The sequence below is a fragment of the Streptococcus sp. 27098_8_186 genome (assembly GCF_041432055.1).
Taxonomy (GTDB): domain Bacteria; phylum Bacillota; class Bacilli; order Lactobacillales; family Streptococcaceae; genus Streptococcus; species Streptococcus dentalis.
The window spans coordinates 17,294-30,328 of the sequence record NZ_JAPVYV010000009.1; the positions used below are offsets into that span (position 1 = coordinate 17,294).

Genomic DNA, 13,035 nt, shown 5'->3' on the forward strand with positions numbered 1-13,035 from the left:
ACATTGATTTATTATATTAAATTATCGTTAGATAGAAAAAGAATGCTCTTGAATGAATTTTGTTTATTACTTGTTGATGCTTAAAAAATCAATAATAGATATGTTTTATAGGATTTTGTTCTCAATGAAAAGATTCCGAGAATCAAACGATATTCTCGAAAACAAAAATAAATATATAATAAATTGTAAATAAGAGTGATTGAGAGCACTCAAAAAGACTAGCCCAACTGGGCTAGTCCTGTAGGTTCAGTTGTTTAGTTTGTAAAGTCAAGTACCATACGTCCTTGAATGGTTCCGGCTTCCATTTCGTCAAAGACTTTGACAGCATCTTCTACTGGACGTTTTTGAACGACAGGGACTACCAAGCCTTCTGCACCAAATTGGAAGGCTTCTTCCAAGTCTTTACGAGTTCCTACAAGAGAACCAATGACTTGGATACCATCTAATACAGTTTTCACAATGCTGAGGTCCATCATTTCAGAAGGAAGACCAACTGCGACAATGCGGCCACCTGCACGAACAGAATCTACTGCTTGGTTGAAAGCTACTTTAGAAACAGCTGTTACGACAGCAGAGTGAGCACCACCATTTGTTTTTTCTTTGATGAGGCCTGGGACATCTTCGACTTCAAGACCGTTGATAACAAAGTCTGCACCAACTTCTTTAGCTAATTCAAGTTTGTCGTTGTTGATATCGACAGCGATAACATGAGCGTTGAAGACTTTCTTGGCATATTGAACAGCCAAGTTTCCTAGTCCACCAGCTCCATAGATAACGATCCATTGTCCTGGTTCAGCTTTGGCTTCTTTGATGGCTTTGTAAGTTGTAACACCTGCACACGTAATAGAGGAAGCTTGGGCTGGATCTAATCCTTCAGGTACTTTCACTGCATAATCTGCAGTAACGATACATTGTTCAGCCATTCCTCCATCAACAGAGTAACCAGCATTTTTAACAGTCCGACAAAGAGTCTCGCGACCAGTTGTACAGTATTCACAAGTTCCACAACCTTCGAAGAACCAAGCAACACTGACACGATCCCCAACTTTTAGGCTCTTGACATCTGGAGCAACTTCTTTCACAAGTCCGATTCCTTCGTGTCCAAGAACACGGCCTGGAACTTTACCGAAGTCTCCATGTGCGACGTGCAAGTCAGTGTGGCAGACACCACAGTATTCGATTTGAACAAGAGCTTCCCCTGTTTCAAGTGGTCGCATTTCTTTGTTTGCAACAATTTCAACACCAGTACCTTCTGGATTTACAACAACAGCTTTCATTTTGTTCCTCCTTAAGTGAACGAGAAGTGGTTTAGCATTTTTGGAAGCGCTTCTTTAATAACTATGTTAATAATATCACAAGTTAGATGACAAAGCAATGAAAAAAATGGAAAAATAGGGGGGTATTGATTAACCGATTAAGTATTTAGGGTAGAAAAAGACATGAGGGGATAACTCATGTCTGTTCCTATTATAAGAATAATTGAATTAATTGGCGCGCGACACCATCTTCGTTATTGGTGAAATCTGTGACGGAGTCTGCATAAGGGAGAAGGACGGAGCTAGCATTTTTCATGGCGTATCCATGACCAGCAAGAGCTAGCATCTCAGTATCATTGTGCTCATCTCCAAAAGCAATCAAATCTTTCTGATCCATATTGAGTTTATCCAGAAGGTAGGTCAGAGCGGATGCTTTGGTCACATTTTTGGGATTGCATTCTAGAATATTTAAGGGTCCACCCCAAGTATTGATTGACAGATTGTAGTCATAATGCCGATTCATTTCATCTGCCAGAGCATATTTGTCTTCCGCTTTCGTTTGAAAGAGGATACAGTTTGGGTCGCTCGTTACCCGCTCGGGATTGAATTGATTTTCAGGTTGGAAAGATTCAATACCGAATAATTTAGGGTCTGCAACGTGCTCATTTGGATCAGTAATAAAGAATTTATTGCGGTATTCGCCAGCTATAAAGTCCGCTTGGATGGTGTCTCGGTTAGCGACCATATCTAGCAGGTATTTTTTATCTAAAGTCAAACATTGTTCATCCGCCCATTTTTTCTCAGGTAGATGCGTAAGAGAACCATTAAAATTGATCATTGGAGTATCTAGCTCTAGTTGTTTGTAGTAGGTATGTGCCATACGGTAGGGGCGTCCTGTTGTAATAATGACTTTATGGCCAAGAGCACTAATTTTTTTAATCGTATCAATGGTAAAGTCGCTCAATTTGCTTTCGGAATTTAAGAGGGTGCCGTCTAAATCTAGAGCGATCATCTTTTTATGCATAATTCGGTTCCTTTCGAGAAGAATGAGACCATTATATCAGAAAAATCGGAAAAGCGCTCAAAAATCGAGAAGAGAAGTAGGATTTCTTGAAAGGCGAAAGATCTTTTGGTAAAATAGAAATAACGTTCGCAAATTGATTGGGAGCGAGAATGATGAAAAAGGAGTTTATTCTGAAATGGATAAGTTTTTTAAACTTTCAGAACATGGAACCACTGTTCGGACAGAGGTTCTTGCTGGTTTGACAACCTTTTTTGCGATGAGTTATATCCTCTTCGTAAACCCTCAAATGTTGTCACAAACAGGTATGCCAGCTCAAGGAGTCTTCCTTGCAACGATTATTGGATCCGTTGTCGGAACCTTGATGATGGCTTTTTATGCCAATTTACCTTATGCACAAGCACCTGGGATGGGCTTGAATGCCTTCTTTACCTTTACTGTTGTATTTGGTATGGGCTACACATGGCAGGAAGCTTTGGGAATGGTCTTCATTTGTGGTGTGATTTCATTGATTATCACATTGACAAATGTTCGGAAGATGATCATCGAATCGATTCCGACTGCTCTTCGGTCTGCTATTTCAGCGGGGATCGGGATTTTCTTGGCCTATGTTGGGATTAAGAATGCAGGATTTTTGAAATTCACGATTGACCCTCATACCTATACAGTGGTCGGGGAAGGAGCAGATAAGGCGAATGCAACGATCTCAGCCAATGCATCTGCTGTTCCTGGATTGGTTGATTTTAACAATCCGGCTGTCCTCTTGGCTCTTGTTGGTCTTGCGATTACTATTTTCTTTGTTGTCAAAGGGATTAAGGGAGGGATTATCCTTTCTATCTTAGCAACGACTGTGCTTGGAATTCTCATCCATGTGGTTGATATCACTAAAATTGACTTTGCAAGTAACCATCTAGGAGCTGCCTTTAATGATTTAGGCACGATCTTTGGTCAAGCTTTGGGATCAAAAGGATTGGGTTCGTTGATTTCCAATACGTCTCGTTTGCCTGAGACCTTAATGGCAATTTTAGCCTTCTCCTTGACTGATATTTTTGATACAATTGGAACTTTAATCGGTACGGGTGAAAAAGTTGGGATTGTTGCGACAAATGGGGAAAACCATCAATCAGCGAAATTAGATAAGGCCCTCTATTCAGACCTTGTAGCGACTTCAGTCGGAGCTATTGCAGGAACTTCAAACGTAACGACGTATGTTGAATCTGCAGCTGGTATTGGAGCTGGTGGACGCACTGGTTTGACAGCCTTGGTTGTGGCAATCTGTTTTGCTATTTCAAGTCTCTTTAGTCCTTTGTTGGCGATTGTACCGACCGCTGCTACAGCTCCAATTTTGATTGTTGTTGGGATCATGATGTTGAGTGGCTTGAAAAATATCCATTGGGAAGATATGTCAGAGGCCGTTCCTGCCTTCTTCACCTCTATCTTTATGGGCTTCAGCTACTCGATTACACAAGGGATCGCTGCTGGATTTATCACCTATAGCTTGGTGAAGGTGGTTAAAGGACAAGCCAAAGAAGTGCACAGCATGATTTGGATTTTAGATGTTCTCTTTATTTTAAACTACGTTAGCATGGCCTTGAATTAAGCATCAGGAAAGTGCCAAAAAGGAATGGGAGTTGTCTCCCATTCCTTTTTAGATGGATTGAGGGAATTAATGGGAGAGTTTCCTGTTTTCTTTGATTTCTTTTTCTCAAAAACAAACCGGAGTCGAACAATTTCTAAAAGAAAGAGCAGATTTTTAAAAAGTTTGGTATAATAGAGAAATGATTAGTCACAATGAAACGGAGCTGATCGCTCTAGGAAAACAGCTAGGAAAACTCATAGAAAAGCAAGACGTGATCATCTTATCAGGTGATCTAGGGGCAGGAAAAACGACCTTTACTAAAGGAATTGCAAAGGGGTTAGGGATTGATCAGATGATTAAAAGCCCGACTTATACCATTGTTCGTGAATACGAAGGTCGCTTGCCTTTATACCATTTGGATGTTTACCGGATTGGAAATGATCCAGATTCTATTGATTTAGATGATTTTCTATTTGGAGATGGGGCTACCATTATTGAATGGGGAGAGCTGATTGAGCCGAGTCTTTCGGATGCTTATCTAAAAATTTTTATCCGAAAATTGGAAGATGGGAGAGAGTTAGCTTTTGAAGCTCATGGAGCGCGTGCAGAAGCTTTACTAGCATCCTTTGAGCAGGTGGAAAAAACCGATGACTAAGGAAAAGGAAGTGACGTTAGAAATTCGGCAAGCTGAAAGTGCAGACGCAGCTCTTGTCATTGATTTCTTAAATCAAGTTGGAAAAGAGTCGGACTACATGACGCTAGATGAAACTGGGATTGGCATGACTCTAGCAGACATGGAGCATTTTCTAATGGTGCAAGAGATGTCGGATAACCGGATTTGCCTCTTGCTATTTCTAGATCAGGAATTGGTAGCTTTGTTAAATATCACTGCGGCTTCTAAACGGTCCACTCAGCATATTGGTGATGTCTTTATTGTGGTTCAAAAAGCTTATTGGAATCAAGGGCTTGGACAGATCTTGCTGGAAGAAGGAATTGAGTGGGCACACTCGACCGGTATTCTTCGGAAACTAGTCTTGAATGTCCAAGTGCGCAATGAACGGGCGGTTCACCTGTATAAAAAGTTAGGTTTTGAGATCGAAGGTTGCCAAGCTCGTGGAGCTTGTTCAGCTGAAGGAGAATTTTTAGATGTTTACCTTATGGGGAAACTGATAGATTAGAGAGAGATTCTATATGGTTAAAAAAATTATTTTGATGTTTTTGAGCTTATTGACGGTAACAGTGATTGGGGTCGGAGCCTATGGCCTTACCATCCTTAATCAGACGACGGGGGCACTCAGTAAGACCTATAAGAGCTTTGGAAATGAGACCAATGTCATTGCAGAAAACAAGCCGATGACCATCCTTTTGATGGGGGTTGATACAGGTAGTGGTTCTAGGGAAGATCCTTGGGCTGGAAATAGTGATACCATGATTTTGGTGACTGTTAATCCTCAAACAAAAGAAACAACCATGACGAGCTTGGAAAGAGATATCCTAACCAATATTACTTCAGATGGTGAAACGGTCCAAGCAAAATTGAATTCGGCTTATGCTCAAGGTGGTGCCAAGTTAGCCATTAAGACCATTCAAGATCTTTTGAATATCCATATTGACCGCTATGTCATGATCAATATGAAGGGATTGGTTCAATTAGTGGATAAGGTTGGTGGTATCACGGTTAACAATCCATTTGACTTCGATATCTCGATTGAGGAAAATGAGCCAGAATATACGGCTAAAATCGCACCAGGACGTCAGGAAATTAATGGGGACCAAGCACTCGTTTACTCACGGATGCGCTACCAAGACCCGGAAGGAGACTATGGGCGTCAAAAACGCCAACGTGAAGTGATTAAAAAAATTGTTGAGAAAGTTTTAAGCCTCAATAGTTTGAGTCACTACAAAGGAATTATTGAGTCTGTTAGTGACAATATGCAAACCAACATTTCACTTGATAGCAACAGTCTTCTTCAATTACTCGGATATAAAGACGCCCTTTCAACGATTCATCAGTATCAGCTGAAAGGAGAAGATGCGACCTTGGCAGATGGTGGAAGTTATCAGATTGTCACTTCAAAACATCTCTTGAAAATTCAAAATATCATCCGCAAAGCTTTAGGAAAGAAAGAAATTAAAACACTGAAAACAAATGCTTACTTATTGGATGGAGACGAAGAGTTGAAGAATTCTTCTTCTTCTCAAAATGATACTCCAGTAGCAACATCTGAGGAAGCACCTGTTTACCAAGAGTATAACCAACTACCAGTTGTACCATCAACCCAGGATACAGGTGTAGTGACACCTCAAAGTTCCGTTGCTCCTGTAACGCCAGTTGCCCCTGCAGCTACAGAGTCGAGCAGTGTGACACCTACGCTACCTTCAGAATAAGAAAAAAACGATTGAGTTTTCTCAATCGTTTTTACTTGGTTGCCAGATGTCTTGAATTTCTTTTAGAGAGGCTGTTGCTTGTTGACTAAATAGTTTGGTCTTGTATTGGAAATCCGTTACCAATTCTTGAAGATTGGTCTTTTGGTCTTGGATAATATCCAGATTGCGTTGGATTTTTGCTAGGTTATCTTGAATTCCCTTGACCAATTGGCTGGATTCAGTCACCTCTGTTTTGATTTCTTTGCGGTTTTTTACTAGGTGGTAGCTAATGCTAGCTCCTGTTGCAAACCAAAAGAGATTTTTGAGTTTCATATGGCCTCCTTTTTAACTGTTTTTGATGGTTTCTGCGAGAACTGCTAGTTGTTCAAAATTAGGCTCGTGTTCAGTAAATGAAATGGCAAGCTCATCTTGATCGGAATAGCGAGGGATAATGTGGACATGTGTGTGAAAAACGGTTTGTCCAGAAACTTCTTCCATGTTGCTGATGATATTCATTCCCTTAGCTTGGGTAGCAGCTTCTACTTTTTTAGCAACTTTAGAGACACGTGCAAATAGTTGAGCTGTGGCGGTTTCGTCCATCTCTAATAGATTGCGAGCATGTTTTTTTGGAACGACTAACGTATGACCGGGTGTAACCTGAGAGATGTCCAAAAATGCGAGGACTTCCTCGTCCTCATAGACTTTGGAGGAAGGAATGTCGCCAGCTATAATCTTACAAAAAATACAATCGTCAACCATAAATACACCTCATTTAGACTAAATTTTGTTATAATATAAGAACATTATACCAGAAATCGGAGAAAATATGTTAGAAATCAACAAGTTGACAGGGGGCTATGTCAACATCCCTGTCCTGAAAGAGGTGAGTTTTTCAGTTCCGGATGGCCAACTGATTGGTTTGATTGGACTAAATGGAGCTGGGAAGTCAACCACGATTAATGAAATTATTGGTCTGCTACATCCTTATGCTGGGGAAGTACGGATTGACGGCCTTAGTTTGCCAGAAGCTCCAACGGAATACCGCAAGAAAATTGGTTATATTCCAGAAACCCCTAGTCTATATGAAGAATTAACCTTGCGAGAGCATATCGAGACCGTAGCTATGGCCTATGATTTAGACATGGATCAGGTCATGGTGCGCGTCCAGCCTTTGTTGGAACGATTCCGTTTGGCTGAAAAATTAGATTGGTTCCCTACCCAGTTTTCAAAAGGGATGAAGCAAAAGGTCATGATTATTTGCGCCTATGCAGTGGATCCAAGTCTTTATATTGTCGATGAACCCTTTTTGGGATTGGATCCTGTTGCGATTGCAGATTTGATTCAGTTATTGGCAGATGAGAAAGCAAAAGGAAAATCGATTTTGATGAGTACCCACGTTCTTGATTCGGCTGAAAAGATGTGTGATGGTTTTGTGATCCTCCATCAGGGTCAAATCCGAGCACAAGGGAGCCTGGATGAGTTGCGTTCAACTTTTGGGGATGAGAAAGCAAGTCTAAATGATATCTACATGACCTTGACAGAAGAGGAAACAGCATGAAAGAGTTGATGAAAAAACGGCAAGAAACGTTTCGAACTCAATGTGTAAAATATAGCCGCTATGTTCTCAATGATCATTTCGTCCTCTTTATGCTAATTTTCATAGGATTTTTGGCGGTTCAATACAGCCAATTCTTGCAAGATCTACCCAAAGATACAAGCCTGATCCGCTGGAGTCTCATGATTGGTTTGCTCCTCTTGGTTCCGATAGGCTCCATTGCGACTTACTTAGAGAAGCCCGATGCTTTATTCCTTTTAGTAAAGGAAGAGGAAGTGAAAAGTTATATTAAAGGGCAGGCTAAGAGGTCTTTTGTCTTTTGGTTTTTGATTCAAAGTTTTGTTCTTATATTATTTGTGCCTCTTCTTCTGGCAACGGGGATGAATAAATTTGCTATAGTAGCTTATATCCTTGTCTTAGGGTTGGCTAAAGGGGCTGTTTTTAGTTGGAAGGAAGCCCGCTTCTACCAGGATGGAAATTTGAATTGGACCTTGGCCATTGCTCGTGAGAATGCAAGGAAACAATTGATCCTTCGTTTCTTTGCCTTGTTTACAACGGTGAAAGGCATTACCAACAGTGTCAAAAGAAGAGCTTACTTGGATGGTTTCTTAGGGCTTCTTCCCAAAACACATGGCAATACGTGGCTTCATTTATATATGCGCTCCTTCCTACGGAATGGAGATCTTTTCTCTATGACTCTCCGACTCTTGGCTCTTTCCATTCTCGCTATCATCTTTATTCCCCAACCCCTCGTAGTGATTGCCCTTGTAGCCTTGCTCAATTACTTGGTTATTTTTCAATTACTGGGGCTTTACAGTGCTTTTGATTACCAACCGTTGACCCTCCTTTTCCCGATGAAAAAGGGCAGTAAAAAGGCAGGGTTGAACAAAACGATTCAGCTGGTCATGGGGATGATAACGGTGATAGAAGGGGGAATTGGCCTGGTCTTTATTTCAGATAAAGTCCTGTTGTTAGGCTTATTGGCTTATACAGTTGCTTTAATCCTACTCTATCTTCCATTTAAGATGGCGCGCTTGGTTGACGAAAGTCGTTAAAATTAGTAAAATAGATTGGAAACTTTTTACGGAGGAAAAGATGGACTCGAATGAAAAAGAGCTAAGCCTCACCCCAATTCCTGGGAAGAGTGGGAAGGCCTACATGGGGACCTACCCAGATGGTGGGCGCGTTTTTGTAAAAATGAATACGACCCCAATCCTTGCGGGTCTAGCAAAAGAACAGATTGCTCCTCAATTGTTATGGAGTCGACGCTTGCCAGATGGAAATGTGATGAGTGCCCAAGAATGGTTGAATGGGGAAATTCTCACGCCTAATGGGATGTCGAAAAAACAAGTCGTCAATATTTTAACGAGATTGCACCGTTCTAGACCTTTGATGACCCAATTGAAAAAACTTGGCTATCCTGTGGAATCTCCATTAGAATTGCTCAATTCTTGGAGTAATCGGTTGCCAATTGCCCTACGTCAGAACCACTATATCCAATCAGTCGTAAAGAATTTACGTAAGACAGTGCCTGCCTTTCGGGAGGATTATGCGACGATCGTCCATGGAGATGTTCGTCATAGTAACTGGATTGAGACAGAGAGCGGCTTGATTTATCTAGTCGATTGGGACTCTGTTCGTTTGACAGATCGGATGTTGGATGTGGCACATATCTTGAGTCACTATATCCCAGATTCTAATTGGCGCGATTGGTTAGGTTATTATGGCTACAAGTACAATCAAAAAGTATTTGATAAACTCTATTGGTTTGGTCAATACTCTTTCTTGTGCCAAATTGCTAAATACTATGAAAATAATGATTTAGAAAATGTCAATCGCGAGATCTATGCTCTGCGCAATTTCCGGTTGAAATATGGAAAGGAAATATGAGAGTTAGAAATCGCAAGGGAGCGACAGAACTACTAGAAGCGAATCAGCAATATGTGGTCCTAAATCCAGAAGATGCTAAGGGGAAGTGGCATGAGATTTTCGGGAATGATCATCCTATTCATATCGAAGTGGGTAGCGGAAAAGGGGCTTTTATTACTGGGATGGCCAAGGCCAATCCAGAGATCAACTACATCGGAATTGATATTCAAAAATCGGTCTTGAGCTATGCCTTAGATAAGGTCTTAGAAGCTGATGTTCCTAACATTAAATTGCTTTGGGTAGATGGGGATAGCTTGACCAACTATTTTGAAGATGGTGAAATTGATCAACTCTATCTGAATTTTTCAGATCCATGGCCAAAGAAACGTCATGAGAAACGTCGCTTGACTTACAAGACCTTCTTGGATACCTTTAAGCAAATTCTTCCAGAACATGGGGAGATTCACTTTAAAACAGATAATCGAGGTCTGTTTGAATACAGTTTGGTGAGCTTTTCACAGTATGGTATGACTTTGAAGGGAGTCTGGCTAGACCTTCATGCTAGTGATTTTGAGGGGAATATCATGACGGAATATGAGAAAAAGTTCTCAAGTAAAGGACAGGTCATTTACCGTGTTGAAGCACAGTTTTAGCATATTCCTTGCAATCATTGGGGAATCGTGCTATAATACATAAAATGAATAGAAAAGGAGAGGCGGGGAAATATCTTCGCCTCTTATCTATGAGGAGGTGGCAACCATCGCAACAATTGTTGACTTAGTAACAGAAGTGATTCAGCCAGCTATAAAGGAACCATTTGAATTGGTTGATGTTGAATATGGCAAAATGGGTGGTGACTACGTCTTAAGCATTTTCGTAGACAAACCAGAAGGAATCACACTGAATGATACAGCGGATTTGACAGAAATCATTAGCCCGCTATTGGACCAAATCAAACCTGACCCATTTCCAGAACAATACTTTTTAGAAGTCACCAGTCCTGGCTTGGAGAGACCTTTGAAAACCAAGGAAGCACTCGAGGGAGCTGTTGGCAAGTATGTCAATATCAGCTTATACAAGGCTGTTGAAAAGCAAAAAGTCTTTGAGGGAAACCTGGTAGGTTTTGAAGAGGATGTTTTAACCATTGAGTACATGGATAAAACACGGAAGAAAACAGTGGATATACCTTATAACCTTGTGTCCAAAGCAAGGTTGGCCGTAAAATTGTAACAGAATGAAAGAAAGGAAGCCTTTATAGAAGAGGCAAAAATAACATGACTAAAGAAATGCTAGAAGCCTTCCGCATTTTGGAAGAAGACAAAGGGATCAAAAAAGAAGATATCATCGAAGCAGTCACAGAATCATTGCGTTCAGCTTATCGTCGTCGTTATGGACAATCAGAAAGTGCAGCGATTGAATTCAATGAAAAAACTGGAGATTTCCGTGTTTATACGGTTCGTGAAGTAGTAGATGAAGTCTTTGATAGCCGTTTAGAAATCAGCTTGAAGGATGCCTTGGCCATTAGCTCTGCTTATGAGTTGGGAGACAAGATCAAGTTTGAAGAAGCACCAGCTGAATTTGGTCGCGTAGCAGCTCAAGCTGCCAAACAAACGATCATGGAAAAAATGCGGAAGCAAACGCGCACCATCACTTATAACACTTATAAAGAGCATGAAAATGAAATCATGAGTGGAACGGTGGAGCGCTTTGATAATCGTTTTATCTATGTTAATCTTGGTTCGATCGAAGCACAATTGTCTAAGCAAGACCAAATCCCGGGTGAGGTATTCCAATCTCATGACCGGATCGAAGTTTTTGTCTACAAGGTAGAAGATAATCCACGCGGTGTCAATGTCTTTGTTAGCCGAAGCCACCCTGAAATGATCAAACGTTTGATGGAACAAGAAATTCCTGAAGTTTATGATGGAACTGTTGAGATTATGAGTGTAGCGCGTGAAGCTGGAGATCGTACAAAAGTTGCAGTCCGTAGCCATAATCCAAATGTAGATGCGATTGGGACTATCGTTGGTCGTGGTGGATCGAATATTAAAAAGATTACTAGCAAGTTCCACCCAGCTCGATACGATCAAAAATTAGACCGCATGGTTCCGACAGAAGAAAATATCGATGTCATCGAGTGGGTTCCAGATCCAGCTGAATTCATCTACAATGCGATCGCTCCTGCAGAAGTGGACCAAGTTATTTTTGATGACGAAGATAGCAAACATGCTCTCGTTGTGGTACCAGATAATAAATTATCTCTTGCCATCGGTCGTCGTGGTCAAAACGTTCGTTTGGCTGCTCATTTGACCGGTTACCGCATCGACATCAAATCTGATAGTGAGTTCGAAGAAATGGAAGTAGCTCAAGAAACTTTTGAAGACCAAGTAGAAAGTAGTCAAGAGCAAGTCGATTAAGAGAGGAAGGGAAAATGGTAAAAACAAGAAAAATCCCTTTAAGAAAATCTGTCGTTTCAAATGAAATTATTGATAAGCGCGATTTGCTCCGCATTGTCAAAAATAAAGAAGGACAAGTCTTTATCGATCCAACTGGCAAAGCCAATGGTCGAGGTGCTTACATCAAGCTAGACAATGAAGAAGCGGCACTTGCTAAGAAAAAGAAAGTTTTTAATCGTAGCTTTAATATGGAAGTGGAAGAAGCTTTCTATGATGAATTGATCGCTTATGTAGATCATAAGGTGAAGAGAAGAGAGTTAGGCCTTGAATAAGCAAAAGATAAGTAATTTGTTGGGCTTGGCGCAAAGAGCAGGAAAACTCATTTCTGGAGAAGAACTCGTGATCAAAGCAATCCAGGAAGAAAAAGCAAAATTAGTTTTTCTGGCAAATGATGCAGCTAGTAACCTGACAAAAAAGGTGACAGATAAGGGTCACTATTATGAGGTTCAAGTATCTACCGTGTTTTCAACACTAGAATTAAGCACTGCAATCGGACGTGCCCGTAAGGTCGTCGCCGTTGTAGATGCTGGATTTTCAAAGAAAATGAGGTCTCTTATGGAATAGAAGAGGAGGACAGCAATTGTCTAAGAAAAGATTATACGAAATTGCCAAAGAATTGGGCAAGGAAAGTAAGGAAGTCGTCACTCGTGCGAAAGAATTAGGTTTTGACGTCAAGAGTCATGCATCTAGTGTCGATACTGATGTTGCTGAAAAGTTGGTCAAGAGCTTTTCAGCGAAAAAGGAAACAGTCGAAAAGAAAGTAGCAGAAGTGGCTGCCAAGACAACGGCTGTCGCAGAGAAAAAAGAAGCAGCACCCGTCAAAAAAGAAGAGGCAACTGAGACAAAATCAGTAACACCAGCTGTTAAACCAAAGAGTCGTAACTTTAAAGCGGAACGAGAAGCACGTGCAAAAGAGCAAGCTGAACGCAGAA

General features: G+C 40.9%; 16 protein-coding genes and 1 pseudogene. 13 read left to right on the forward strand and 4 right to left on the reverse strand.

Features of this window, described 5'->3' with window-relative positions; all coding sequences use genetic code 11:
- Window positions 1-254: 254 nt before the first annotated feature.
- The gene (gene adhP, locus O3602_RS08215) at window positions 255-1,277 is read right to left on the reverse strand and encodes an alcohol dehydrogenase AdhP (protein ID WP_371611488.1); all 1,023 of its coding nucleotides are present in this window, start codon (window positions 1,275-1,277) and stop codon (window positions 255-257) included.
- 190 nt (window positions 1,278-1,467) lie between these two features.
- Complete coding sequence (locus tag O3602_RS08220; protein ID WP_270300044.1) at window positions 1,468-2,280, reverse strand: Cof-type HAD-IIB family hydrolase; 813 nt, start codon at window positions 2,278-2,280, stop codon at window positions 1,468-1,470.
- Window positions 2,281-2,455: 175 nt separating this feature from the next.
- Between O3602_RS08220 and O3602_RS08225 the strand changes: the two genes are divergently transcribed.
- The 4 genes from O3602_RS08225 to O3602_RS08240 all read left to right on the forward strand — a co-directional run bounded on the left by O3602_RS08225 (window position 2,456) and on the right by O3602_RS08240 (window position 6,244).
- Window positions 2,456-3,877 (forward strand): NCS2 family permease, encoded by a 1,422-nt coding sequence (locus tag O3602_RS08225; protein ID WP_003012612.1) that lies wholly within the window; start codon window positions 2,456-2,458, stop codon window positions 3,875-3,877.
- A 178-nt stretch (window positions 3,878-4,055) separates the two neighbouring features.
- On the forward strand, window positions 4,056-4,511 hold the full coding sequence (tsaE, locus tag O3602_RS08230) for a tRNA (adenosine(37)-N6)-threonylcarbamoyltransferase complex ATPase subunit type 1 TsaE (RefSeq protein ID WP_003012535.1): 456 nt from the start codon (window positions 4,056-4,058) through the stop codon (window positions 4,509-4,511).
- On the forward strand, window positions 4,504-5,034 hold the full coding sequence (locus O3602_RS08235) for a GNAT family N-acetyltransferase (protein ID WP_003012634.1): 531 nt from the start codon (window positions 4,504-4,506) through the stop codon (window positions 5,032-5,034). Before tsaE ends, O3602_RS08235 begins: the two co-directional genes overlap by 8 nt.
- A 13-nt stretch (window positions 5,035-5,047) precedes the next feature.
- Window positions 5,048-6,244: an LCP family protein gene (locus O3602_RS08240; RefSeq protein ID WP_003012563.1), complete on the forward strand. Its 1,197-nt coding sequence runs from the start codon at window positions 5,048-5,050 to the stop codon at window positions 6,242-6,244.
- A gap of 21 nt (window positions 6,245-6,265) precedes the next feature.
- Here the strand turns inward: O3602_RS08240 and O3602_RS08245 are convergent, their stop codons facing one another.
- The gene (locus tag O3602_RS08245; protein WP_003012641.1) at window positions 6,266-6,556 is read right to left on the reverse strand and encodes a hypothetical protein; all 291 of its coding nucleotides are present in this window, start codon (window positions 6,554-6,556) and stop codon (window positions 6,266-6,268) included.
- Window positions 6,557-6,568: 12 nt separating this feature from the next.
- Window positions 6,569-6,982 (reverse strand): HIT family protein, encoded by a 414-nt coding sequence (locus O3602_RS08250; RefSeq protein ID WP_003012582.1) that lies wholly within the window; start codon window positions 6,980-6,982, stop codon window positions 6,569-6,571.
- 67 nt (window positions 6,983-7,049) lie between these two features.
- Here O3602_RS08250 and O3602_RS08255 point away from each other — a divergent pair, with 67 nt between their 5' ends.
- The 9 genes and pseudogenes from O3602_RS08255 to O3602_RS08295 form a co-directional block, all read left to right on the forward strand.
- Complete coding sequence (locus O3602_RS08255) at window positions 7,050-7,781, forward strand: ABC transporter ATP-binding protein (RefSeq protein WP_151379216.1); 732 nt, start codon at window positions 7,050-7,052, stop codon at window positions 7,779-7,781.
- Complete coding sequence (locus O3602_RS08260; protein WP_371611489.1) at window positions 7,778-8,833, forward strand: ABC transporter permease; 1,056 nt, start codon at window positions 7,778-7,780, stop codon at window positions 8,831-8,833. The genes O3602_RS08255 and O3602_RS08260 overlap by 4 nt, the downstream gene beginning before the upstream one ends.
- A 40-nt stretch (window positions 8,834-8,873) precedes the next feature.
- On the forward strand, window positions 8,874-9,668 hold the full coding sequence (ccrZ, locus tag O3602_RS08265; RefSeq protein ID WP_003003852.1) for a cell cycle regulator CcrZ: 795 nt from the start codon (window positions 8,874-8,876) through the stop codon (window positions 9,666-9,668).
- Window positions 9,665-10,300: a tRNA (guanosine(46)-N7)-methyltransferase TrmB gene (gene trmB, locus O3602_RS08270; RefSeq protein ID WP_003012558.1), complete on the forward strand. Its 636-nt coding sequence runs from the start codon at window positions 9,665-9,667 to the stop codon at window positions 10,298-10,300. The genes ccrZ and trmB overlap by 4 nt, the downstream gene beginning before the upstream one ends.
- 97 nt (window positions 10,301-10,397) lie before the next feature.
- Entirely contained in the window at window positions 10,398-10,877 is a 480-nt protein-coding gene (rimP, locus tag O3602_RS08275) for a ribosome maturation factor RimP (RefSeq protein ID WP_003003953.1), read from the forward strand.
- 44 nt (window positions 10,878-10,921) lie between these two features.
- Window positions 10,922-12,064 (forward strand): transcription termination factor NusA, encoded by a 1,143-nt coding sequence (nusA, locus tag O3602_RS08280; protein WP_003012617.1) that lies wholly within the window; start codon window positions 10,922-10,924, stop codon window positions 12,062-12,064.
- A 14-nt stretch (window positions 12,065-12,078) separates the two neighbouring features.
- Window positions 12,079-12,375, forward strand: coding sequence for an RNase P modulator RnpM (rnpM, locus tag O3602_RS08285; protein ID WP_003010401.1), 297 nt, complete (start codon window positions 12,079-12,081; stop codon window positions 12,373-12,375).
- The gene (locus O3602_RS08290; protein ID WP_003010399.1) at window positions 12,368-12,667 is read left to right on the forward strand and encodes a YlxQ-related RNA-binding protein; all 300 of its coding nucleotides are present in this window, start codon (window positions 12,368-12,370) and stop codon (window positions 12,665-12,667) included. The genes rnpM and O3602_RS08290 overlap by 8 nt, the downstream gene beginning before the upstream one ends.
- A gap of 16 nt (window positions 12,668-12,683) precedes the next feature.
- Window positions 12,684-12,807: pseudogene (locus tag O3602_RS08295) on the forward strand (translation initiation factor IF-2 N-terminal domain-containing protein); the annotation flags it as partial.
- Window positions 12,808-13,035: the final 228 nt, after the last annotated feature.